19 protein-coding genes are annotated in these 25,445 nt (G+C 31.6%); 9 read left to right on the forward strand and 10 right to left on the reverse strand.

What is annotated here, in order from left to right; translation table 11 throughout:
- Window positions 1-98: 98 nt before the first annotated feature.
- Complete coding sequence (locus ACE193_RS22845) at window positions 99-704, forward strand: hypothetical protein (RefSeq protein WP_375560498.1); 606 nt, start codon at window positions 99-101, stop codon at window positions 702-704.
- A gap of 246 nt (window positions 705-950) precedes the next feature.
- Here ACE193_RS22845 and ACE193_RS22850 read toward each other — a convergent pair whose 3' ends face one another.
- From ACE193_RS22850 to ACE193_RS22875, 6 genes are all read right to left on the reverse strand, one after another.
- Complete coding sequence (locus ACE193_RS22850) at window positions 951-1,832, reverse strand: neutral zinc metallopeptidase (protein ID WP_375560499.1); 882 nt, start codon at window positions 1,830-1,832, stop codon at window positions 951-953.
- 318 nt (window positions 1,833-2,150) lie between these two features.
- On the reverse strand, window positions 2,151-3,116 hold the full coding sequence (locus tag ACE193_RS22855) for a hypothetical protein (RefSeq protein ID WP_375560500.1): 966 nt from the start codon (window positions 3,114-3,116) through the stop codon (window positions 2,151-2,153).
- A gap of 120 nt (window positions 3,117-3,236) precedes the next feature.
- Complete coding sequence (locus ACE193_RS22860) at window positions 3,237-4,424, reverse strand: ISL3 family transposase (RefSeq protein WP_375558606.1); 1,188 nt, start codon at window positions 4,422-4,424, stop codon at window positions 3,237-3,239.
- Window positions 4,425-4,549: 125 nt separating this feature from the next.
- On the reverse strand, window positions 4,550-6,103 hold the full coding sequence (gpmI, locus tag ACE193_RS22865; protein WP_375560501.1) for a 2,3-bisphosphoglycerate-independent phosphoglycerate mutase: 1,554 nt from the start codon (window positions 6,101-6,103) through the stop codon (window positions 4,550-4,552).
- 144 nt (window positions 6,104-6,247) lie between these two features.
- The gene (locus tag ACE193_RS22870) at window positions 6,248-7,282 is read right to left on the reverse strand and encodes an iron chelate uptake ABC transporter family permease subunit (RefSeq protein ID WP_375560502.1); all 1,035 of its coding nucleotides are present in this window, start codon (window positions 7,280-7,282) and stop codon (window positions 6,248-6,250) included.
- 90 nt (window positions 7,283-7,372) lie between these two features.
- The gene (locus ACE193_RS22875) at window positions 7,373-7,918 is read right to left on the reverse strand and encodes a hypothetical protein (RefSeq protein WP_375560503.1); all 546 of its coding nucleotides are present in this window, start codon (window positions 7,916-7,918) and stop codon (window positions 7,373-7,375) included.
- Between the two features lie 685 nt (window positions 7,919-8,603).
- Here ACE193_RS22875 and ACE193_RS22880 point away from each other — a divergent pair.
- From ACE193_RS22880 to ACE193_RS22910, 7 genes are all read left to right on the forward strand, one after another.
- The gene (locus tag ACE193_RS22880) at window positions 8,604-10,337 is read left to right on the forward strand and encodes an OmpL47-type beta-barrel domain-containing protein (RefSeq protein WP_375560504.1); all 1,734 of its coding nucleotides are present in this window, start codon (window positions 8,604-8,606) and stop codon (window positions 10,335-10,337) included.
- A gap of 262 nt (window positions 10,338-10,599) precedes the next feature.
- Complete coding sequence (gene ffh / locus ACE193_RS22885) at window positions 10,600-11,937, forward strand: signal recognition particle protein (RefSeq protein WP_375560505.1); 1,338 nt, start codon at window positions 10,600-10,602, stop codon at window positions 11,935-11,937.
- 666 nt (window positions 11,938-12,603) lie between these two features.
- Complete coding sequence (locus tag ACE193_RS22890) at window positions 12,604-13,116, forward strand: hypothetical protein (RefSeq protein WP_375560506.1); 513 nt, start codon at window positions 12,604-12,606, stop codon at window positions 13,114-13,116.
- Window positions 13,117-13,202: 86 nt separating this feature from the next.
- A complete protein-coding gene (locus ACE193_RS22895) occupies window positions 13,203-14,039 on the forward strand; it encodes a hypothetical protein (protein WP_375560507.1) in 837 nt (278 codons plus the stop codon).
- A gap of 82 nt (window positions 14,040-14,121) precedes the next feature.
- Entirely contained in the window at window positions 14,122-14,889 is a 768-nt protein-coding gene (locus ACE193_RS22900; protein WP_375560508.1) for a TIGR00266 family protein, read from the forward strand.
- Between the two features lie 61 nt (window positions 14,890-14,950).
- A complete protein-coding gene (locus ACE193_RS22905) occupies window positions 14,951-15,517 on the forward strand; it encodes a Crp/Fnr family transcriptional regulator (RefSeq protein ID WP_375560509.1) in 567 nt (188 codons plus the stop codon).
- A 95-nt stretch (window positions 15,518-15,612) separates the two neighbouring features.
- Complete coding sequence (locus tag ACE193_RS22910; protein WP_375560510.1) at window positions 15,613-16,194, forward strand: NAD(P)H-dependent oxidoreductase; 582 nt, start codon at window positions 15,613-15,615, stop codon at window positions 16,192-16,194.
- Window positions 16,195-16,246: 52 nt separating this feature from the next.
- Here ACE193_RS22910 and ACE193_RS22915 read toward each other — a convergent pair whose 3' ends face one another.
- From ACE193_RS22915 to ACE193_RS22925, 3 genes are all read right to left on the reverse strand, one after another.
- Window positions 16,247-18,253: a DUF3857 domain-containing protein gene (locus ACE193_RS22915; protein ID WP_375560511.1), complete on the reverse strand. Its 2,007-nt coding sequence runs from the start codon at window positions 18,251-18,253 to the stop codon at window positions 16,247-16,249.
- Window positions 18,254-18,407: 154 nt separating this feature from the next.
- Complete coding sequence (locus ACE193_RS22920) at window positions 18,408-19,106, reverse strand: CBS domain-containing protein (protein ID WP_375560512.1); 699 nt, start codon at window positions 19,104-19,106, stop codon at window positions 18,408-18,410.
- A 280-nt stretch (window positions 19,107-19,386) separates the two neighbouring features.
- Entirely contained in the window at window positions 19,387-20,163 is a 777-nt protein-coding gene (locus ACE193_RS22925) for an alpha/beta fold hydrolase (RefSeq protein WP_375560513.1), read from the reverse strand.
- Between the two features lie 319 nt (window positions 20,164-20,482).
- Between ACE193_RS22925 and ACE193_RS22930 the strand changes: the two genes are divergently transcribed.
- Entirely contained in the window at window positions 20,483-22,783 is a 2,301-nt protein-coding gene (locus tag ACE193_RS22930; protein ID WP_375560514.1) for a VWA domain-containing protein, read from the forward strand.
- A gap of 91 nt (window positions 22,784-22,874) precedes the next feature.
- Here ACE193_RS22930 and ACE193_RS22935 read toward each other — a convergent pair whose 3' ends face one another.
- Window positions 22,875-25,034: a hypothetical protein gene (locus ACE193_RS22935; protein WP_375560515.1), complete on the reverse strand. Its 2,160-nt coding sequence runs from the start codon at window positions 25,032-25,034 to the stop codon at window positions 22,875-22,877.
- Window positions 25,035-25,445: the final 411 nt, after the last annotated feature.

Consider the following 25,445-nt stretch of genomic DNA (forward strand, 5'->3'; position numbering starts at 1 on the left):
AAATGTAAGTATCAAGTACCAAAAGTACAGAAAAATTTATCTAGGAACGATTTTTGGGAAAAAATTGAAAAATTAACTCACTCAAAACTCATACATATATGAAGTCTATATTATTTTCTGTTTCATTTTTGGGACTGCTTTCGTTTTCTGTTGCTTGTTCGGCACAAACACAAACTTCTGATGCTACAATCGAAGTAATAGATTATAACTCTTCGGCAGGAAAAGGAACTGATTTGCCTCAAAAAAACGACAAAGGAATAGTACTTAGTACAGATAAAAACTCTTTAGAAGAACTCAAAGCATTGTGTTTGAAAAGCAAAGCTACTTGGGAAAAGCAAAAATCTGATGATTTGTATTCATACAAAAATCTTCAACATGGAGGTTCATATATCAAAGAAGTTACCTTTAAAGGAAATGATGCTGTTTCGTTGATTATACATAGGAATTATGGAACTGAAGAAACTACACAAACAGAACTTAATGTCCGAACTCAAAAAGGAAGTTATGAACTAAAAGGAATCAGAAGTATAGACAAAATGTATGAATATTGTCTGAATGAACTTTTTTCTATGTCAATTACTGATAACACAATTTATTTTGGAATAGATGAAAACGGAATTATCAATCTGTATGGTTATTTTCCAGAAGGCTGTGCTGATGGGTGTTTACAAGGACAATCTATTGAAGAGTTTGCTTGGAAATAAAACAATTATAGAAGTTGTTTAAAGAATGTGCATTTTTCCTTTGCAAACCCAATTCTAAGGAAAAATAACCCAGTCTTTGTTGGTGTTTTAGTGTAGCGACACCAACAAAAATACACACAAAACTCATTCTTAAACAACTTCAGAGTCATTTTTATCTAAAGGTTAGGTTTTATGATAGAATTCTGAGAAAAAGGTACAAATAAATTTAGATTTTAGAAGTAAAGACAAATTGCAACAAATTCAAGTTTACAAATCATTTGTTTTAAAAGTATCACCTTGACGAATATCCCCTGTCTGATAGCCTTTCAAAAACCAACGTTTTCTTTGTGCTGATGTTCCATGTGTGAATGATTCTGGAACAGTATATCCTTGCGCTTGTTTTTGTAAACGGTCGTCTCCGATAGCATTTGCAGCATTTAGAGCTTCATCAATATCGCCTTCTTCTACTACATCTTTCCATTTGTCGGCATAATGCGCCCAAACTCCTGCATAAAAATCGGCTTGTAGTTCTAATCTAACCGAAAGTTCGTTTTGTGCTGTTTCAGAAATTCGTCCTCTTTGAGAATTTACATAATCACTTGCACCAAGTTGTTTTTGGATATGATGTCCTACTTCGTGAGCAATTACGTAGGCTGCTGCAAAATCTCCTCCTGCACCAAAACGGTTTTGTAATTCTTCAAAAAAAGTAAGGTCAATGTAAATATCTTGGTCGGCTGGACAATAAAAAGGACCTGTTGCAGATTGACCTGTGCCACAAGCCGTATTTGTTACTCCACTAAAAAGCACAAGTTGTGGTTCGGGATAATCTCTATTTAGTTCTTCTTTAAAAATTTTATTCCATACATCTTCTGTATCCTTTAAAACGACAGATGCAAACTGCCCCATTTCATCGTTGGGCTTTTCATTTGTATTGGTTGTGGTTACTTGATTTTCAGTTTGTCCAGAAGATACATAACCTCCTTCCAAAAATGCTGAAGGATCGCCCCCTAGCAACATCACAATAATAACAATGATTACACCACCAATGCCTAATCCTGCTTTTCCAGCAGTTCCACCCATTCGACGACCACCACTACCACCACGACGGTCATCTACATTATCACTTCCTTGTCTTCCTTTCCAACGCATATCTTAAAAATTTGGATTAAAAAAAATAGTTATAAAAAATTATCCTAAAATAGTAAATTTACATTAAAAATTATATTTTTTTTTGAATTAGAACTGAAAAGCAGGGTATTCATAAAAACTTTGTAGAAAAGTGCTATACTCCGAAGGAGCAGCGTAGCTAATTTGTTTGATTAAATAGGTCAGTCCCAAAGGGCAGACCGTTTAACACAAGGATAATACTTTTGTCTAGTGGTATGGAACGTACCTTGAATTAAATAATATACTTATTTTAAAATAACAAATTATTGATATTCAGGGTGTTGTATTTGTAATTGTTCCTTATGTATTTATAAAGTTAGAGGTCAAAATCAAAAATTCTACAACAAAGAGTCCATCAATAAAACCTGTAAAATACCATTCTGAACGTTTGTTTGAACTTCCAATAATCAAAAAAGCAGTCAGAATATAAACTATTCCAAAATGAAAAAGGTAATTTATATGAAAATAATAAATCAAAACTGAACAAATAACAAGTAAACAAAGAGCTAAAATTTTACTATTTTGAGGTGTCAGCAAACTAACTAATGTATTCAAACCTACCCTTTTATCGCCTTCTTTATCTCTAATGTCAAAAGGAATTGTTATTGCTAAAGTAAAAAAGAAACGTTCGAAAAATAAAGCTATTGTTTTTGAATTTTGAATAATTAAATCTTCATGTAACATCGGAAAAATTACGGTCGCACTTGCCCAAACATAAGCAATCAAAAATATTTTTAGATAAGGAATATTTCGCCAAGCAGGAACTGAAAGGTAGCTTTTTTTACTTAGTTTTTCTTCCTTTTTATTTTCATTTAGATTTTGTTTTCCATTTATTTCCTCTTCCAAGATTTCATCTGAAGGTAGCTCTATATGAATAGGAACAGTATAAAAAATAGAAATAATAGCCAAATGCACCAAAAACCAAAATTGATTGAGTGTAAGAAAGAAAGGAGCAGGAATTAGTAAAATCAAACTCAAAAAGAAAATAATTTTTAGTGCATTTCTTTTTTTATAAATAAATTCAAATTTCTCTGAAGCTGTTCCTTTTGTATAAAAAACACATAAATTATAAGTGGCAAGCGTTCCAAAAAAAAGAATCCAAAGAGGCGCAAGTTCATAATTTATACGAACAGAATCGAAAAGCAAAACATAACTACTCAGTCCCATAAGAGCAGCTCCTATTGATATCCAAAAATTCCCAAAAACAAGCCAACGAAAAGGAATAATAATAGTAAATTTATAAAGAGTAGATAAAGATAAACTCATATAGGGCATGTTCATAAAAATAAAAATCGTGTGTTTAGTTTAGCTTCGCTGAGGAAGCGTAAAGTTCGTTTGTGAGCAAACGAACAGACAAATATTTTGGCTCTTCCGACTTTTTAGCGATTATATGAATTTGACTATCATTCTCAATCTAAAATTTTGAAAGTTTCTAAACCCATACCCACTCCTTTTGAGGGTCTTAATTTTATTATTAATTCCCTCTACTATTCCGTTAGAATATCTATCTTTGAAGAAATTAATAATATCATTTTTCCAAGAATTAAACGTATTTATAAATCTATTTAGAGCCTTATGATTTATTTTTTGAGCTTCTTCTATCCATTGGTCTAGTAGTTTTTTAGCTTCTTGTTTACTCAAATCAGTATTAAATATATTTTGTAATTCCACTTTCATAAAATACACCTGTCTAAGCGTTGAGCTAAACCTAAACGCTTTAAGTAAAACTCGTCTTTCTTTATAAGTAAGGTCTTTCCATGCCTTGTATAAAAGCCATTTTATTTGCTTGAAATGAACGTTTTTATCATCTTTTCGTCGTAATTCTTTACGAATGCTATCTAGCACTTTATTACAATGCTGAAAAAAATGAAAGCGATCTATTACTACATCAGCGTTAGGAAATACTTCTTTTGCTGTATTTGAAAATCCCTCCCACATATCACAAGAAAATACTTCTATACTAGTACAAAAAACTTCGCCTTTGGATAAAAAATAGGCTTTTAAATACTCTTTATTACGGTATTCTAAAATATCCCAAACTTGACCTGTATCTAAATCTACTAAAACAACAGCATATTCCTTTTTTCCTTTTTTGTAAGCAAATTCATCAATACCTAAACGTCGAGGAAAATAATCTAGGTGTTTTTTTATCTCACGTTTACTATAGGTTTTAAAAATACCATCTAAAACATCCCAAAGTATGTTTTCTCGGATAGCTACTTCTTTGAAACTGCTATCTTTCAAACATAAATAAAGATATTTTTCCAAACGATGAGTTTGATTTTTTTGCTTAGAAACAAAACTAAAAACTTCTTGAAAGTAACGAGTACAATCTTGACAATGAAATTGACGAGAAGTTAAGTGTAAATAAACCTCTTTGTCTAAAATATTTCGGTCACGAACAATACGTTCTGAAGTAGAAGTCACTTTATTGCACTTTTTCAAGCAATTAGGACAAATAGAATCGGCTAAATTACTTTCTCCATAAATAGTTAAGCGAAGTGGAGAAGATTCTATTTTCGTTACTGAAAAATCTGAAAAACCTAATAAAATTGCTATTGTGTTAGTATCCATAGAAAGGCTAAATTAAGAAATTATCGCTAAATTGTCGGAAGAACCAATATTTTTTTATGAACATGTCTAGTAGTAAATATAACAATTTGATTTTCATCTCATAAGATAACTATTTTAAAAACAAATTACACAAGTATTTCTCCAGTCATTTCTTTAGGAATTTCTACATTCATCAAACTCAAAATAGTTGGAGCAATATCTCCTAGTTTTCCATTTTTGAGAGAATAATTGTTTTTTGTTGTATCATTTGAAAGTAAAAACATCGGAACTGCATTTGTCGTATGTGCTGTATTTGGTGTTCCGTCTTCGTTTTTCATTTTATCAGCATTTCCATGGTCTGCAATAATGATAACTTGATAACCATTTTTCAAAGCTGTTTCTGAAACTTCTTTTGCACAGACATCAACCGTTTCACAGGCTTTTATGGCAGCTTCGAAAACTCCTGTATGTCCGACCATATCAGGATTGGCAAAATTTAGACAGACAAAATCAGGTTTGTTTTGATTTAAGTCGTCTATTACTTTGTCTTTTAGTTCAAAGGCACTCATTTCAGGCTGTAAATCATACGTAGCCACTTTTGGAGAAGCACACATAATTCTGTTTTCGCCTTCAAATTGAGTTTCTCTTCCACCAGAAAAAAAGAAAGTAACATGAGGGTATTTTTCAGTTTCGGCTGCACGAAGTTGGGTTTTATCATTATTTTCCAAAACTTCTCCTAAGGTATTACTCAAGTTTATATCATCAAAAATGATTTTTACATTTTTAAAATTCTTATTATAATTAGTCATCGTAACATAATACAAATCTAACTTTTTCATTCCTACCTCCTCAAAATCTTGCTGACAAAGAGCCTGTGTTATTTCTCTACATCTATCAGTACGGAAGTTAAAAGCAATTACGACATCTCCTTTCTCAATTTTTGCTAAAGGCTCATCCTTATCATCTGTAATAATAATCGGCTTCAAAAACTCATCTGTAATTCCTTTTTTATACGATTCTTTCAAGGCTGAAATAGCATTTTTTACTTTTTTACCTTCGCTTTTTGTCATTGCATCATAAGCCAGCTTTACTCTTTCCCAACGATTATCTCTATCCATTGCATAATAACGCCCAACCAAAGAAGCAATTTTTGCATTTGTAGTTTTCAAGTAATTTTCCAAACTTGTTATAAATTTTTCGCCTGAATTTGGGTCTGTATCTCTTCCATCTGTAAAACCATGAATAAAAATATCCTTCAAACCTGCTTCTGTTGCTAGTGAAGTCAATGCTTTTAAATGCGAAGTATGCGAATGAACACCACCATCAGAAAGCAATCCTATAAAATGAAGTTTTACACCTTTTTCTTTTGCGTGATTGAAAGCCTTTTGTAGTGTTTTGTTTTGTCCTAATTCATTATTTTCGATAGCTACGTTAATACGAGCTAAATTTTGATAGACGACTCTACCTGCACCAATATTCATGTGTCCCACTTCCGAATTTCCCATTTGTCCTTTGGGAAGTCCTACAAATTCGCCATCAGTTCGAAGTTTTGAGTTTGGATAGTTTGTGTACAAGCTATCTACAAAAGGTGTTTTTGCTGCATCAATCGCTGAAACGGTTTTGTCTTTAGCAATTCCCCAGCCATCTAAAATCAATAAAATGACTTTATTATTTGAGAGATTATTTTCTGTATTATTCATGTCTTTGTGTAATTGTATCTTTGAGAGAATACCGAAAACGGCTTATTTGTCTTTTTCAAAAACGAAGGTAAAGAAAACTATTCTTTTTTTATTAATGTATCAAGAGAAGTAGGTTAATCAGACTTAATCTAGGTAATTTTTAGTTTACAAACTGCGCTTCTTCAAAATTACCCAAATCACGACAGGCGCACCAATAAGAGCTGTTACGGCATTGATAGGTAATACTTTTGAAGACATAGGAAGTTGTGAAATACTATCACAAATCAGAAGTAAAATACCACCACCTAATGCCACAGCAGGAATAAGAATTTGATGACGAGCTGTTTTTATCAAAATTTTGGTAAGATGAGGAACTGCCAAACCAATAAACCCAATCGGTCCACAAAAAGCTGTAATACTTCCTGCCAAAATACTGGTCGTAAAAATGATTCCTAAACGAGTTTTTTGAAGGCTCAACCCCATACTTTGTGCATAACGTTCGCCCAAAAGAAGTGCATCTAAAGGTTTGTGCATTGCCCAAGCTACCGAAAGACCTAGAAAATTAAGTCCTATCAAAAAAGGTAATTTGTCCCAAGTAACCTGTGAAAGACTTCCAAATGTCCACAATAAATACGATTTTATAGCTTCTGCCTCACTAAAATACTGCAAAATACTGACGATTGCACCTGTCGCACTTCCAAACATTAAGCCTACAATTAATAAAGCCATATTATTCGAAATTCGAATAGAAGCAATAATAACCAAAGATAAAACTAAAGCAGCTCCCAAAGTAGAAGCAATGCTCGTTTGCCAAAGTGAATTTTGAGATAAAATAAGATTAAAAAAACTATTTGCCGAAAGTCCAGAAACAAACAGCATCAAAATAGCAACTCCCAAACTTGCTCCAGAACTAATTCCAAGCACAAAAGGTCCTGCCAAAGGATTCCTAAAAAGGGTCTGCATTTGAAGCCCAGAAACAGAAAGAGCCATTCCGACAATCACAGCCGTTAGGGCTTTTGGTAATCTAAATTCCCAAATAATTGTAATCCAAGAAGACTTAGAAGCCGTTTTTTGAAAAATAATTGTACAAATTTCAGAAAATGGAATATGCACAGAACCTAAAGACAGATTTAATCCAAACAAGAAAATCAAGACTATAAAAAGAACACTAAAGATGAATGGGTAATTTTGTCTGTTCAAGTTTTTGGAGAATAGAGAATAGAAATCAGAAAATCAAATACATTTTTTTTAAGAGAAAGAAATGAGTACTCAGTTACTTATCATTCACAACTATTTTCCAAAGTCTTGATTAATAAAATCTTCATTTTGTGGTGTTGTGACTTTAATAAATTCGTGCTTACTTGTTATGTGGCAATTATTACAAGAACGCAAAAGTAATTGATAGCCTTCTACAAAAGAAATTTTTTCTTTTGATTCAATCGTTTTTTCTAATTTTTCTATATTGGGAAATGCCATTGTTTTGACTAGATTACTAATTTCTGTCCCTTCATCTACTACATTATGGTCAATAATATCTTCCATTGTTTCTTCTAACTCGTGCGTATAAAACTGTGCTAATTTCCAGTTTTCATTCTGTCCTGCAAAATGAAGTTTTTGCATATAGGTTTGCATTCTTGCCATTGCAAGAGCTAATTCGTAATGTTCTTCTTCTGTTTTATTTTCTTCTTTATTGGGACTTGATTTTATTTTTTGTAGAGCTTCTTGTTGTTTTGATGCTAAAATTTCCAAATCATTTTTTAAATCATTTATTCTAAACTGTTGGAAACCAAAAAAAACAATACATAAAGTAGCAAGGATAGCAAAGGAAACTTTCATAGTTGATTAAAATATAGATAGTGAGTAGTTTTGGTTCTCTGATAATTTTTGCATTATGTCGTTGGTGGGACACCAATAACAGCAGGTTATAGCTGTTGTCCCCACCATAGCCGTAAGGTTAAAAATTTATTTGTCTTTCTGTTCCGTAGGAACTTTATATTGGTAGTAAAAATAAGAAAGAAAGAGTGTATTCTGTTCCGTTAGGAACTACATATTGGTAGGATTTCAAGAATTTTAATACAAAATGCGACCAATATACAACTCCTATGGAGTAAATGATTTTTAACTTTTCTGTTTTTATCTACCAATATAAAACTCCTAACGGAGTAGAGGGCAAAATTTCTCAATAGCCTTACGACTATGGTGTCCCCACCGACGACCATCAATATTCAAAATTTGAATAAAATCAATAAGGTGCAAAAATTGTCAAACAACCGTAGTTTTTAATTAAAGCACAAAAGTACGAATTTAGAATGATTCTTAATAATATAATTTGAAAGGTTTAAATATTTGGTTCATAATTGCATAAGTGCTTATAAATTCATTAATTTACATCAAAATTATATCAACAAATAATCCTTTCTTTTATTTGCTGTATCTGCTTATTTTTTACTCTTGATAAAGTTCAATGAATTTTATCTTTAGATAAATAATACTACTGATTTTTATTATCCTATTCATTCTGATGAAAAAAAAATACTTTCTATTACTTTTTACTTTTTTATTTGTTTTATTATTTTCCTTTAATGTATCTGCTCAAACTGATTCCCTTTCAGGGACGTATGTAGATGAAGAAGGAAAATACTATCAACAAGCAGAATTACCTGTATATCTTCATATTTCTACTAGTCCAAATGGAGAAAAAATTCCTCTTTCTGGAAAAAAAGTAGGCGAGAAAGAAGTTTCTGTCGAACCTATCATTTTGGATGGGCATGGTGTTCACATCCTTAAACATAGTGATGGCAAAAACCCTAGAAATAGCTACGAATATATAATCTATGCTGACGGACTTCCACCAAATTCTACTTCAAAATTTACAACTCCGTATGTGTATCGCAAGCAAGGAACTACTTTTTATGGACAGGATTTGAAAATTACATTGGATGTAAAAGACCAAATGTCAGGTGTGGAAGGTTTTTATTTCAATCTTGATGGAATGGGAAATCAGCCTTATACCAATACCATTTCGGTAGATTCAGAAGGCGACCATTTGTTAAAATATTTTTCAATAGATAAAGTAGGAAATGTAGAAACAGAAAATACGAAAGAATTTGTTGTCGATGTTTCTCCACCAATAAGTACCTATAATGTAGTTGGTATCAATTCTGAAAATGTAATTTCGTTGGGTACAAAAATTTATTTTACCTTAGAAGATAATAGTGTAGGTGTAAAAAATACGTTTTATCGTTTTGATGAGCAAAGCTGGAAACCTTACTATAACAAAAGAAATTTGCCTTTACAGGCATTGAGTGATGGAAATCATACATTACATTTTTATTCAACAGATTATCTAAAAAATGAAGAAACTGCACAAAGTTTTGCATTTTATTTAGATAGAACGGCACCAATTATGTCGGCTGATGTTTTGGGGGATAAGTTTATTGTTGGTCAGCAAGTGTATTTTTCAGGTCGTACAAAATTGAAGCTAACAGCCGTTGATAATAAATCAGGTGTAAAAGAAGTTTGGTATTCGATTGATGGTGGAGAATGGGCGCAATATACAGACCCTTTTTACTTGCCATCTAAATCGGGAACGCATACAATTCGTTATTATGCCATCGATAATACAGAAAATATGGGAGTTGAAGGAGCGATTGACCCACGTTTTGATACATATAGACACAATGTAAGTGCTGTTTATGTAGATTTGACAGGACCAAAATTGGGTTATAATTATCAAGGAAAAACCTTCAAAAAAGGTGATGTCTTGTATATCAGTCCAGAAACAAATTTGAGATTGACAGCTACTGATGGCGAATCAGGATTACAAAACGTAACCTATAAATTGAATGGACAAGGTGAAGAAATAGAGTATGACGCTCCTTTCAATGTACAAGAATCAGGTATGCAAAGTCTTGAAATTATTGGTTATGACAATGTAAACAATAGAAATACTATTAATACTTCTTTTGCTGTTGATGCAGAAGCTCCTACTGTTTTTTATCATTTCAGTACGTTGCCAGATGAGAGCAGAGATACAGCTTATCCTTCTTATGTTCAGTTATTTTTGGGAGCGCAAGACGGGCAGACAAATACCGAACAGATTTATTATCGTATAAATGGCAGTGCAAAACGTCTTTATAACGGAAAAATAAGTGGTTTTGCCAAAAATAAAAGCTATACTATTTTGGTAGAAGTAAAAGATAAGTTAGGGAATATAGCCGAAGAAGAAATTATTTTTGAAACGTTGGAGTATTAGAATTTATTTCTAAACTTATTTTGCTAGACAACCAAAATTAAGAATCTAATCTAAATAATTTGTACTTCGTTTTTTAATCAAAATCTGAAATAGTATTTTCTATAACTTCCTTTCAAAAATATTGTTTATTACTCCTTTTTCTTTACCTTTGTGTGTTTAAACCTTTTTGAAAGGTTTTTGCCTCAACGATGATAGAGTCTCGTTGACGGTTATAACAAAAGAAATTCCATTTTAATAGAAAAAATACAACCGATTTTCATATATGTTAGATAATTTAACAGCCCGATTAGACAAAGCCATGAAATCGCTGAAAGGCGAAGGAAAAATCACAGAAGTAAACGTAGCAACGACAATCAAAGAAATTCGTCGTGCTTTAGTTGATGCCGATGTAGATTATAAAGTAGCTAAAACGGTTACAGACGAAATAAAAGAAGAAGCCTATGGACGTGATGTTCTTATTGCCGTAAAACCAGGGGAACTCTTTACCAAGATTGTCTATGACAAACTTACTGAGCTAATGGGTGGAGAGAGAAAAGAAATGAATCTTTCTGGTAATCCTTCTATTATTTTGGTGGCTGGTCTGAATGGTGCTGGTAAAACTACTTTTACTGCAAAACTAGCTAATCATCTCAAAAAACAAGGTCGTCAAGTTCTTTTAGCAGCCTGTGATATTTATCGTCCTGCTGCGATTGACCAGTTGAAAACACTTGCAGAACAAATCGATATTGAAGTATATGCAGAGCCTGATAGCAAAAACCCTATTCAGATTGCAGAAAATGCTATCAAACATGGTAAAAGTATAGGAAAGAAAATCATTATTGTCGATACGGCTGGTCGTTTGGCGATTGATGAATCTTTGATGACAGAGATTTCAGAAATGAAAAAAGTTCTGAATCCTTCTGAAACGCTTTTTGTAGTAGATGCCATGACAGGTCAAGATGCTGTTACAACTGCAAAAATATTCAATGACCGTATCAATTATGATGGTGTTGTTCTTACAAAATTAGATGGTGATTCTCGTGGTGGTGCTGCCCTTTCTATTAGTAGAGTAGTTGATAAGCCTATTAAGTTTATCGGTACAAGTGAAAAAATGGACGGAATAGATGCTTTCTATCCAGACCGTATGGCACAGCGTATTTTGGGAATGGGTGATGTTCTTTCACTTGTTGATCGTATGCAACAGGCTTATGACGAAGATGAAGCAAGAAGAATCAATAAAAAAATACGTAAAAACCAATTTGATTTCAACGATTTTATTTCTCAAATCGAACAAATCAAGAAAATGGGTAATATCAAAGACTTGGTAGGAATGTTACCAGGGATTGGCTCAAAAATGAAAGATTTTGAAATTGATGATGATGCGTTCCGTCCTATCGAAGCAATTATCAATTCAATGACGGCTCACGAAAAAGCAAATCCAGATGTATTAGATGGAAGTCGTCGTCGTCGTTTGGCTGCTGGTAGTGGGCGTACAATTCAAGAAGTAAACAACCTTATCAAACAGTTTGGTGAAATGCGTAAAATGATGCGTAAAATGAACCAGTTCCAAGGAGCAGGTGGAAGTAAAAAATTAGCTAAAATGATGAAAGGCAAGAAATAGTGATTAGCGTTTAGTTATTAATTATGATTATCTGACAATTTTTGTGTGAATGGGCAAAAAATTGTCGATGGGGACACCGACAATGGCGAGGAAGTAGTACAAAACTCTTTTTCTGCTGTTGTTGGTGTCCCCACCGACGACTTCCACAAAAATTGTCAAACAACCCTTAATTATTAGTAAATGAACTTTTAAAAGCGTTTTAGATTAACTCTAAGACGCTTTTTTTATTCTTAAAAATTTCTTTCTTGGAGTTATTCCAAAATAAATACTACAGTTCACTAACAAAACAATCCTTTTTAATAATGACTTTTCTTGTAGCTTACGCTTTAGCGTGAGAAAAATGTACTGAAAATTTTAGTTTTCGTAAACTAAAAAGACAAGGTTTAAAGGGAAAAATAGTTTTTATTTTGGTATTATATCTTTTTTCAAAATAGAGTTTAAAAACTAACTGAGAACTACGGAGTAGTTATTAACTAATTGATTATCAATGACTTACAAACACATCTTAAAAAAAATAAAATTCTGTTTTTCAGTCAAAAAGTATTCGAATAATAACTTTTATAGTTCAAATCCAAATTTTATTCTTTTGGTAAACAATATTTATATGTTGTATAATCAGTTTTTTGAGTTTTCCGTAGTTCCCAGAACTAAATATTTCAAATAAAAATGAGACTATTTATATTGATAATTATGTTATTTCAGTTTTCTTGCGTAAATAGAGTGGAAAATAAGCAACAAGAGGAGAATATAATGGAAATATATAAAAATAATTTACACAAAAAATATTCAAGTCCTAATTCTATTTATACGTATGTGTTTTCTGGAAACTTTCCTTTTGGAAGAACCTTAGAACCCAAACGAATATATGTAGCGAAGATTGATTCTAATGAAAATATGGTATATGAACTTAGACCAAGGGAAAGTCGTTGGTACATAGATAGCATCAGAATAAGCAAATACCCCTACTATCTTAATATCCCAACAGACAGTTTGACTAAATCTTATTTTATTAGTGAATTTTTAATAGATGAAAATACTAATATTACTGATTTGGAAAATATCTATTTGAAATACAAAGATAAAGAATCAAAATTGTGTTGTGATACAAAGAAGAAAGATTGGAAGTATTATGGTTATCAAAATATACATGTAGATTCTTGTCAATTCATTATTCCTTAATCCCATGTTGGTATTTTAGCATTGCGACACCAACAAAATACAGTTTAACTTCACTCTTAAACAACTTCACACTTTAATCCTAAATCATGAAATTTATTTATATAGCTTTTTCACTTGTCTTACTTTTTTCTTGTGGTTCAGCTAAAAAAACAACTCAAAATTCAGATGCATCAACAACTAAACATCAAAATTTAAGAATAGTAAAAGGTTATATGTATCAAGTTGAACAAAATCAAATAACAAGTGATACTGTTTTGTCTGCTCTAAAATGGTATGATGAGAGTAATAAATTAGCCAAAGAAGAACGCTATTGGATAGGAGAAGAAGGTAAAAATATAGAACGTATTATTTATACAAAAAATCAAGATGTCAAAAAGAAAGAATATATACTCAATGATAGTTCTTTTTTTCAAAGTAGTGAGTTTGAGAGAGACGAGTATAATCAGTTACTCCGACAAATATTGACTAATAACGAAGAAGTAAAAACAATCAATCAAGAAAATATATATGATAAAAATGGAAATCTAATAGAAACGATTGGTAGATTTGAAGGTGTTCCAAAAGAATTTGCTAAAAAATACGCTTCTTATACTAAGAACAAATACGACAAAAAAGGCAATTTGATTGAGCTTACTCAAGCTATGGGTAAGGAAAAAATAAGATTAATAACATATAAATATGATAAAAATAATAATTTAATAGAAGAATTGAGCTTAGATTTTAAAACAGATGAAAAATTTAAGCTCATTTATAGTTACAATGATGAAAATCAAGTAATAAAAAAGGAAGTTTATCAAAATGAGGAATGGGACTTTACCACCGAAACAGAATGGCAAAATGGAATTATCAAAACTCAAAAAACTTATTATGCTCCTTTTACAAAAGAAGAATATCATGAGGTTACTTTTTTTGAAGTAAAATAACAATTCCAACTTTGCATTTGATTTACAAAATCCGTATTTTTTGATAATTATTCTTTTCTAACAAAAAACTTTTTCTTTTCCTATGAAATCACACGAAATAGATTATAAAATTATCGGAAACGATATTCAGATTGTAGAAGTCGAATTAGACCCAAATGAAACGGTTATTGCAGAAGCTGGTGCAATGCTTTACATGGAAGAAAATATTAACTTCGAAACTAAAATGGGGGATGGTTCTGAACCCGAACAAGGCATTTTTGGAAAACTTATGTCAGCAGGCGCAAGAATGATAACGGGCGAATCTCTTTTTATGACACACTTTACACAGCGAGGAAGTGGAAAAGGAAAAGTTGCTTTTGCTGCACCTTACCCTGGAACGGTTACACCTGTTCAACTTGCTTCTTGTAATAATCGTACTTTGATTGTTCAGAAAGACAGTTTTTTATGTGCTGCTTTGGGTGCAAAAATTTCCGTTCATTTAAACAAACGTTTTGGCTCTGGCTTTTTTGGAGGTGAAGGGTTTATTATGCAAAAATTACAAGGCGATGGAATGGTATTTTTTCACGCTGGAGGAACTGTTATTGAAAAAGAACTCAAAGGAGAAACATTGAAAGTAGATACAGGTTGTATTGTTGCTTTCGAAGAAGGAATAACAATGGACATCAAAAAAGCAGGGGATTTAAAATCTATGTTTTTTGGTGGAGAAGGACTATTTTTAGCTACGCTTAGTGGAACTGGAAAAGTTTGGTTGCAATCAATGCCACTTTCAAAACTCGTTCAAGCACTTTCTCCAATGAGTAAAGCAGCTTCAAAGGCTACTTCTTTAGGTGGAATTTTGGGAGGAGATTAATAATTACCGTACCGAACGGTTCGCTCAAAGCGAACCGTTCGGTAAGTTTTAAGATAAAAATATGATTAAAAAATATCTTCAAACATTTGAAGTTCTTTCAGAAACAGAAATTGATGATTTTGTAAAAAATACCACTCCAAAAAAACTCACTAAATCTGATTTTTTTATTCGTGAAGGCGAAATTTGCAAAGAAATAGCTTTTATTAAATCTGGTACTTTTCGTTCTTTTTATACTTCGAATAAAGGTGAAGAGTTTACGTATTGTATTATGTTTCCGAATAATTTTTTGGCTGCTTATTCTTCATTTATTAGAGGAGAACCAACTTCTGAAAATATACAAGCTATTACAGAAACTGAATTATTAGTTATTTCAAAAAATAAAGTAGATAATTTACTACAAGAGAATATAAACTGGCTCAAAGTTTTCAAAATTATAGCCGAACAACAATACATTGAATTAGAAAAAAGAGTTTTCCAACTCCAAAAAGACAATGCTGTTCAACGTTATAAAGATTTAATAGAAAATCAGCCTCAATATATTCAACAAATTCCATTAAACTATTTAGCTTCCTATTTGGGAATTACTCAAAGACATTTAAGTCGGATTCGTAAAGAAATTACTTTTTAGACATTTGTCCTATATCCTCATAAAGCTCTTTTCTACCTTTGTTTATCACAAAGCTCTAAATCAATTAGACTAAATTTAGAATAAATAGTAAGCAAATGAGTAAGAAAATTTTGATTATAAACGGACATCCAAACAAAGATTCATTTAATTTTGGAATTGCAGAAGCCTATAAAATGGGCGCAGAAAGTTCGAATGCAGAAATTAAAGAAATCGTTATTTCAGAACTAAATTTTAACCCAAATCTACAATATGGCTATCAAAAAAGAACAGAATTAGAACCTGATTTGATAGAATCTTGGGAAAAAATAAAATGGGCAGAGCATTTGGTTTGGATTCATCCTGTTTGGTGGGGAGGTTTGCCAGCTATTATGAAAGGGTTTATTGATAGATTATTTTTGCCTAATTTTGCTTTTGCATATAGAGAAAATTCTATCTTTTGGGACAAACTTTTGAAAGGAAAAACAGCACATATTATCACAACATTAGACCAACCAAGTTGGTATTACAAATTCATAAACGGTCAGCCAAGCACAAAACAACTCAAAAAAAATACATTAGAATTTTGTGGTGTCAAGCCTGTAAAAGTAACTTACATAGGAATTGTAAAAACATCTAAACAAGAACAGAGAGAAAAATGGCTAGAAAAAATTAAGAAATTAGGAATGAATCAAAAATAAAAAAACAAACTGGTTCAAGCGTCGACGCTTGAACCAGTTTGTTATACAAAAATTATTTTTTCTCTAAAACCAAGACCATTTTATTAAAATCGGCTGCTGCATTTATGACTTTTCTATATTCTTCAAAATCCTCTAAAGGAAGATAAATTTCATAATAATATTCAAAAACATCAACAGTTACGGTATTTCCATCTTGTTTGTAATCTGAAACAAAACCACAATTCTTTTTTTCGTCTTTATCAAAAATAACATTCAGTTTCAAATCATCTAAATTTTTGATTTGATAGCCTTCTGGAACTTCAAAAATTAATGTTCTTTTATAAATGCGATTGTGTCCGTTTTCTACAGCTAGTTTTCGTTCTTTTTCTTGATACAATTCAGATTGAGGTCCTATACATTTTCCGATTGTAAACAGATATTTATTTCCTGCTTTTTCTATCCAAGATTTAGAGGAAAAATTAGCTTTGATAGCAAACTCATTTTCTAAAAGGTCTGTATTCATTGCTTCGTTTTCTAATTTGATATTTTCAAATTCAGCATCTGCAGAAAGTCCTTTCAAAACATTTTCTATCATTTCAGTACGTTTTTCTTCTGATAAGTAGGGAATAATTGGTTGAAGTCCCACAGCCGAAAGTCCACCAAAACCATATTTAAGTTCAGATTCTACGGCATCCATATCTTCATTAAAATTCATTTTTAGATGAATATTACTAAAATTTTGCTCGCCTTCTAGTGGTTCTATTTCTCTGACAGTTCCCATTCCAAAAACTTGATCTCCTACTTTCATTCTACGAATAAAAAGTCCGTCAGTAGCCGTCCACGTATCAGGTACAATTCCATAACGATACAAAGGAACAGCAGGTACAAGGTATTTTTTTGTGCTTGGAAAGTAAATCAAAAACTCACGCATATTTCCCCAATAATCAAATTCGCCATCAAATTTCACCTCACTTCTATCCGAAGTCAAGACTAATTCGTAATTTATTTCTGCCAATTCGAATATAGTAGTAAAAAGACGAACCAATCCACGCTCGTTAGCAATTTTTGTTTTCTCAATTTCTTCTATACTTGAAAAATCGGGAGCAGGAGATTCTGTACCTTGTATTTTTACTTTCAGATAATTTTCAATTTTACGGATGCGTGTTTCTTCTGAATCTTTGTCTTTTATATCTATTTCTTTATAGATTTTTTTGAGTGCTTTTTCCTCTTTTTTATCTCTAGTCTGACAATAAATACCATAAATTTGTTTTGCAGCATCTGTAAAGGTATAAAAACGTTGGCGAGAATTAGTAGCCAAATTATAAGCTAATTTATAATCAATTCTCATTTTATTTGGGTCTGAATATGCAAAAGGTTCTCCATTCAGAGGAGCAATACTGTCTAGTTCTATACGTTGAATTCGCTTTTCACTTTCTTCATCTTCGATAAGTTCTGCATCAGCCAAACCATTATAGCTTTTTACTTCAAAATCTAAAAAAGATGGACTAATAAGCTCAAACAAAACATTTTTAGTAGGTGTACTGCTCTGCATGTATTCTCTTCCCTCTTGATTTCCACCAAAAACAGGTTCTTTAGTTGTATAAAAATATTCAATTTCGCTACCTTTTTCTATTCCTTCGATAGCAAACATTTTATACCCACGTCCAGACTCTTCGTCTTTTATTTCCTTGAGATTATCTTGGTCAGAAATAACTACTTTTCCATCTGGAGAAATAGAACGAACTTTTAATTTTTCTAGTGTTCCTTCTCCCAAAGGAATAAAAATTGCATTATAACGCTCAACAGCATCTGTGCTTCCGAGCCAACGAATAATATGATGTGTTTTGTAAAGAACTACATTTTGTTCTTCTTCTAAATAAAAATATTCTATCATATTTTTATCTAAAAAAACAACTGAGCCGACCTCTTCTAAATGTGAAGGAATTTCATTCCTTTTTCGGTTTTCTTCCCAATCGTAATCTGCGTATTGGTGTTTATCTTTTTTTGCTAAAACAGAAAAAGAAAGACAAGTTAGAAAAAACAAGGCGACAAAAAATAAATTTGATTTAATTAAATTCATGGAATAAATAAGAAATGATTGGTATAATGAATAATTCAGAATAGAATTTTTATAAAATAAGAAAAGCATTTTCCGATGTAGATAGAAAAATGCTTTTCAATTTTCTTTAAACCTATAAGGTTTTCAAAACTTTATAGGTTGGGATGTCTGACAATTAAATATCAAAATATCTAAAGAACATATCCAAACGTTCTTTTTGAATATCTGCATCTGGGTTTTCTTGAAATTTGGCAATGACACGATACTCAAAACGCTCTAAAGTTGCCAAAATAGGCGTAAGTTCTGTTTTATCTAGTTTTAGAGTAAGTTTTATAAGATTAGTGTCATACGGGTCTGTATCTACATAACTACTCAAAATTTTGGTATTATTTTCTTCTATCAAACGACTGATATGCGACAAAGAATAATCTCTATAATTCATCGACAAAACAATAATTGCACCTGCACTTTGATTGGCAAATGTACGAGCAAAGGCTGCCAATGTATCCCTTACCGTAATTACACCTACAAAAAGATTCGTAGTATCTACAACAGCAATAATACGTAAATTATGGTCAGTTGCTAATCGCATGACATCATAAAAGTGTTGGTCTTCGCCTACAAAAACCTCTTCATAAAGTGGCTCAATCGTATCAATAGTCGCATCTGGATTATTGACTTCATAGAGCATATCTTCTGTAATAATGCCTCTATAAACATTATTTTCGACAATAGGAAGCTGCGTAATTCTGAAAGCATCCATCCAATTAAGAGCCTTTTTTACACTATCATTACTCTTTAGTGGAGGAATCATTTCGTTTATAAGGTCAGCAGCGACCATAATAGAAGTAGTAGTATTATATGTATCGGTCATAGTGGTTGTTTTTGGATAAGGCAATAGATAGCAAAAAGGTTTTTTATTTATTTTATTCTAATTTATTTGAAATAATGAAAGATTACAAAAAATAAAATACTTTGCTACTATAATAGAATAACAATTTGTATGCTAATTTATTTAGAAACGCTATTATTTTTAGTTAAATAGGCAATTCAAATTACTTTTATTAAAAAAACTGTTCAAATTTTATGTTTTACATCCGTATCAAATCCACTCACTATTTTTTATTTTGTTAGTCGTTTCAAAAAAAACAATATTAAACCAAATGAGCAGTTTTTTCTAATGGATTTTTTCTCAAAAACTCATCAAAATACGCATTAAAAATGGCTGAATGTTCCATCATAGGAGCATGTCCACATTTATCAATAAAACGAAGTTCACTATTTCTCAACAGTCTATGAAACTCATGAGCTACAAGAGGTGGTGTAATCGTATCATTCAATCCCCAAACCAAAAGCGTAGGAATATTTATCTGTGGAATTTCTTTAGCCATATTATTGCGCTGTGCCGAACGAGCAATCGTAATCATACGCAAGCACTTTGCATTGTTGTTTGTTACTTCGAATACGTCATCTACTAGTTCTTTTGTTGCAATATTTGGGTCATGAAATGTATATTGTACTTTTTCTTTTATGTATTCATAATTTCCACGCTTCGGAAAAGAACCTCCCATGCCGTTTTCAAAAAGCCCAGAACTACCTGTCAAGACCATTCTCTTAGAAATATCTTTATTGCGAAGCATAAAAATAAGAGCCAAATGTCCACCCAAAGAATTGCCTACTAAAGTAATATCCTTTAAGTCTTCCATCTGTACAAATCCTTCTACAAAATCTATCAGACCTTCTAAATGCGCCTTTCGAAGGGAAATCGTATAAATCGGCATCATCGGAATCAAAACTCTATAATTTTTGGAAAAATGAGCTACTACGCCTTCCCAATTACTCATTTCGCCAAAAAGCCCGTGTAAAAGCAAAAGAACTTCACCTTCGCCTTCATCTATATATTGATATCCTCCTTTTTCTTTTATTGTCATGCTCGTAAAATTGAATGGTATAATGAGTTTAGATATAGTTTAAACGACAAATTTACAAAAATTATACATCCTAAAAGTCGCTATCTACAAACATAACATAATTATAGTCATTAGTCAAAGTGTTTTTTGGCTTGTGGCTCAAAAAAATATCTACTTGGCTTGGTGTAATTCATTTTTTAATATCATCTAAATAAAATAATGATGTAATAAAAGAATTATTCTCTCGTTTCTATAAAAAAAGCGAAATAGATGTTAAAATATAATCATTTATTCTTATCTTATTACTTCAAAAAATACTACTTTCCTTATGATTTCACGTATGAATACCATTCCAGTTTCTTTGAGCAAATTATTACTCATTTTTGTGTTTTTTTGTTTGCCTACTTCTTTTATTTTTGGTCAAGATATTTTATTACAATTAAAAGTTTTGGATAATAAAGGTCGTCCATTTGCCAACAAAAAAGTTGATTTTGTGGAGATGCAAACCAAAAAAACAGTTACCGAATCAACCAATAGTCAAGGTATCTTGAAAGTAAAACTGGAAGGAGGAAAATATTGGCAGTACAATATTGATAAAATAAAAAATTATTATAAATGGCAGTTGCGTGCGCCACAACGAGGAACAAGCTCACAAAAGATAACCACTACTTATGATTATCAAAATTATGAGCGAGAAAGTCGTCCAGCCATTGACCGTTCTTTGTTGGAGATAGAAAAAATAGATTTTCCTGTTAATTCAAGTTTAAAACCTACCGAAGATGAAGCTCTTATTCGTTTAAATATAAAAAAATTAAACAGAGCTCCTTTATCAAATTATACAATTAGTATTACATCTTACAAGCATCTCAAAACATGGACAACCAAAACTGACCGTACAGGAACAGCTTATTTTCTTGTTCCGAAGAATACTGATTATGAAATTGATATTGATGGAATTGAGAGTTATAAGTATGTTGATATTCCAAATAGAAAATTTTATATGGCAGGGACAAACTTTACTTATGAACCTACCCAAATTACCGAAACAAATAGAGGAGATACAATAACACAAGTTCTTCCAGAAGGACAAAACGGAACAAGTTCAAGAGTATTAGGCAAAGTAACAGCCACAAAATCAGATGGTAGTTTTTGGAAAAAAGAGCCTGTTTTTTTGAAAGTAATTGGAGAAAAAAAAGTATATGAAGCCTATACAAATGACGAAGGGGAAGCCGTTTTTTTACTTCCAAAAGGTAAAAAATATATGATTGATTTTCGTTATCAGCTTGATGTTGATGTTTTAGATTTTTCTCGTTCTAGAGGAATTGGTTATGGATATAAGAAAGTTACTTATTCACCTTTAGAGCGTTATCAATATCCAGAGCGTTTTATTCCTAGTCCAGCAGAACTTATTTTGGAAGGATTCAAACAATACCTAACAAAAGAAATAAAAGCACCCCCAACAGGACAAGATTTTGCTATCCGAGCTAATTTTCTCAATTCTATTACTCCTTCATCCAAACAAGCTCTATTAGAAGTAACTTTTTCAGCAAAACTTAATTCTTCTGTTACTGCGCCTGTAAATATTGTTGCGATTGTGGATATTAGTGGTTCGATGGCAGGCGAAAAACGCATTGATTATCTGCGTAAAGGATTAGCTAAATTTGTCGAACAATTACCAGAAGAGAATACATTTTCATTGGTTGTTTTTAATGATGAAGCTGAAACGATTATTCCAGCAGGACAAATAAAAGATAATAAAAAGGAGATTTTGTTTGCTATTTCTCGTTTGGAAGCCGACGGAGGTACAAATATTTATAATGGATTAGAGAAAGGATATATTGAAGTAAAAAAACAATTTAAGAAAAATTCGACCAATCGTTTGATTCTTCTTACTGATGGCTATGGAGTTACACCAGTAGATAAAATGGTTGAAACAGTGCAAGGCTATAAAGATGATGGTGTAGAATGTTCAGCCGTTGGTGTAGGAGAAGGGTATAATAGAGGTTTGTTGCATCATTTGGCTACTGTAGGAGGTGGGCTTATGGAAACAACGATTGATGCAGATGGACTTCCTGTTGTTTTTGAAAAAGAATTAAATAGTTTGACTGCTCCAATAGCCAAAAAAGTAAAAGTAGAAGTTCTTTATAATAAAAATCTATTTTTTACACAATTAATGGGTTTTGAGGTAGAAGAAAAGCGAGAAGGAAAAGTAGTATTAAAACTCAATAATGTATATGATGGTTTGAGGGATTTGGCGTTGGTAAAATTTGTCGTCAAAAACCCAACAGAATCAATAACAAAAGAACCTGTAATCATCAAGACAAGCTACAAAAATCTAATAGATGGCAAAACCTATACAGAAGAAACAAAAGCCTATTTAGAATGGAATCCTGAAAATCAAGAGCTAGAAATGAAAATGGCAGCAGAAGACCAACGATTATATGCTATTGCTGTTCTGAATCAAAGCATGAAAGTAATGGCTGAAGAGTTTGTCAAAGAAAATGCTAAAGGTGCAAAAGCTCAACTAGATGAAACCATTGCAGAAATAAAACGACTTTATCCAAATTTAGAAGATGAAATTATACAAGAGTTGGTCAAACAAGCTGCTCAATACAGTGAAATATTAAGTAGAATAAAATAGTAGAGAATTGATAACTATTTCATCAATAAAAAAACACCTCTTATGGCTTAATTTCCATAAAAGGTGTTTTTGCTTTATTCAAAAAATGGTCTTAACGAATTCCTAAATTTTGGTGCATTTCTAAGATAAAATAACGTACAACAGCACGAATAGAATCTTTTTGAGAATTAGAAGACACATCATGTTTTTTCAAAAAATCATCTGAAAAAGATTTATCTCTATTAATTGCCATATATCCTGTACAAACAGCATCCTCTAACTTACTCTTTTTGGGTTTACAGATAACTCTAAAAAAGTCTGTTTTGCTCTGTTTCCAACCATACGTTTGATATTTTGCTCCAAAAATAGTAACATTATATCCTTCTACATCGCCAGATTCTCCACCTTTTTTTATTTGTTCTACCTCAATATTAGTACTATATGCGTTATTGGATTTATTATTTTTAATGGATTTTATTTCCATCAAAAAACGGTCAGAATCTCCAAAGCGTTTGATTTCATAAAAATATTGTGTGCGAGTTTTTGCTACATCAACAATTCCTGTAAACCAGCTATCACTATTCCCTTTCAATCCAACTGCCCATTCTCTGCCTTCAGGAGCAAGCCAAGAATATCTAGGAATAGTTTTATTAAGTTCTTCAATTTGTTTGATGGTAGGTGAAGAACCATAAATATCTTCTAAAACTTTTATTTTAGCACGTTTTAGAAGAGCATTCTTACGAGTATTTTGTTTTGTAGGTTTTCTTGCCCAACGACTTTTTGGAGCTTCTGGCTCTGGGTCTAAGTCATTTCGTTTAGATAAATTTTCTATAAATTTTCTGCCTTCTTCTAAATTATAAAAAGTAATATTTTCCAAACGTCCTTTTTCATATTCATAAACCAAGTCTTCTTGTACAAGTCCTTTTGCATCTAGTTGTTTCTGAATAAGACTATCCAAATAAGGTTTTGCAAGAGGCGCAAAAAACTTATCTTTTTCCAAAGCATTTTTAAAGCTATATAATTCAGAAGGTGTATTTGCTTTTGCAAAAATATCATCTACCTGTTCTAAAAGTGTCTGTTTGTATTTTTCTACATTTTGAGGTGTCAAAAATTCCATATTTTCCTCTGTCGTTATGGCATCTTTTACGGCTACCAAAGGACGAATATCTCCATCATAATGTTGATAATATTTAGGTAATTCTAAAGGAATATCAATAAACATTGGACGCTCGGCAGTCAGTTTTCCTAATCCTGTAAGGGTTTCTAATTGATTGGCAATTTCTTTATATTCATCAATGGCATTGTCCATATATGGAAACTGTTCTGCACTAAAGTTTTGATTTTTGAGTGCATATAATTTGCGAAAAGCAATAACATGGTCTTTGCCTTCTTGTGTCAAGGCTACTAAATAAGTTGCTTTTAATTGTTGTTCTTTGTTGACAAACTTAGCCACGACAAAATTACGAAGAAGTTTTTGTGTGTCTTCCTTTACATCTTGTGGCTTTTCTGCATTATGAACGATATAATTTGCATACTCTAATTTAGCTAGTTCGCTTCCCTCATCAGCAAAACGTTTCATGACTTGATGTGCTTTATCTTTTTGATAAGCAAAAGGCATATCATTAATAAAATCACTGCGACGGTTTCTAAAAAATTGCCATTTTGATTTGAGATAATTGACATCTTGACTATATCTTGCACTGTCCATAGTAGCTGCTTTATCCAAAAAACGAATTCCTGTATTGTAGTCAATCTCAAACTCTAAAAAATAACGTCCCAACAAAAACTGGCTTTCTGCACTAGGTTCTGTTTTGGTAGCTTCTTTATATTTATCAAAAATATCCATCAAATAAAGGTCTGTGTTGTCTTGATAATAGAGATGTACATCCATACTATCAGCTACTACTTTTAACCATTTTTTGGCTGCATCAATATTTCTAGGAACATCTTCACTTCCTGTCATATAAATTTTGAATAGCTCTTTGGCTGCTGGTACTTTCTGTGTAGAACTTGCTGCCATAGCTTGAGAATACCATTTTATGGCATTTTCATAATCTCGTAGCTCGTTACTTGTAAACATATCACCTTTAAAAGCATTAGCAATTTTGAGCATAGCTGTAGAGCTACCTGATTTTGCTTGTTTTTTATACACTTTATAAGAGTCTTTAGAAATAGTCTGAGGAGCAGAGCCACAACTAACCATTACAAAAGATAAAAAATAAGCACAGAAAAAGAGAAGAAAAGGATATTTGATTTTTTTGAGATTTCTCATGAGAATTAAAATAATATTTAATAAGGATAGGAAAAGGGTAAGGCTAAAAAAGTAAAGTGAGGTCAAAAAATAGAAAAACGCTACCTATTATTATATTTTGAATTTTGAAATTGATTTAAGAACGCTAATTTAAGGCTTTTAGGATAAATTAATAGCTATTTTATTAATTTTATTATAAATTGATTCAATCAATAGTTATTATTATGAAGTTTGGCGTTGCATTTGTTTTAATTAAAAATGAAAAGTAGCAACTTTAGTATGATAAAACAAATAGAGTTTCTGTTTATATAACTTTTCAAAGTTAATTTTGTTATTTAATTGGTTTTAAAAGCTGTATTAATTAGATTTTAACTTTATGGTTAGTAATTCTACTCCTTTAAAATTTAAGGTCTAATGTTCAAAATTACATCA

Source organism: Bernardetia aquimarina (assembly GCF_042180575.1).
Taxonomy (GTDB): domain Bacteria; phylum Bacteroidota; class Bacteroidia; order Cytophagales; family Bernardetiaceae; genus Bernardetia.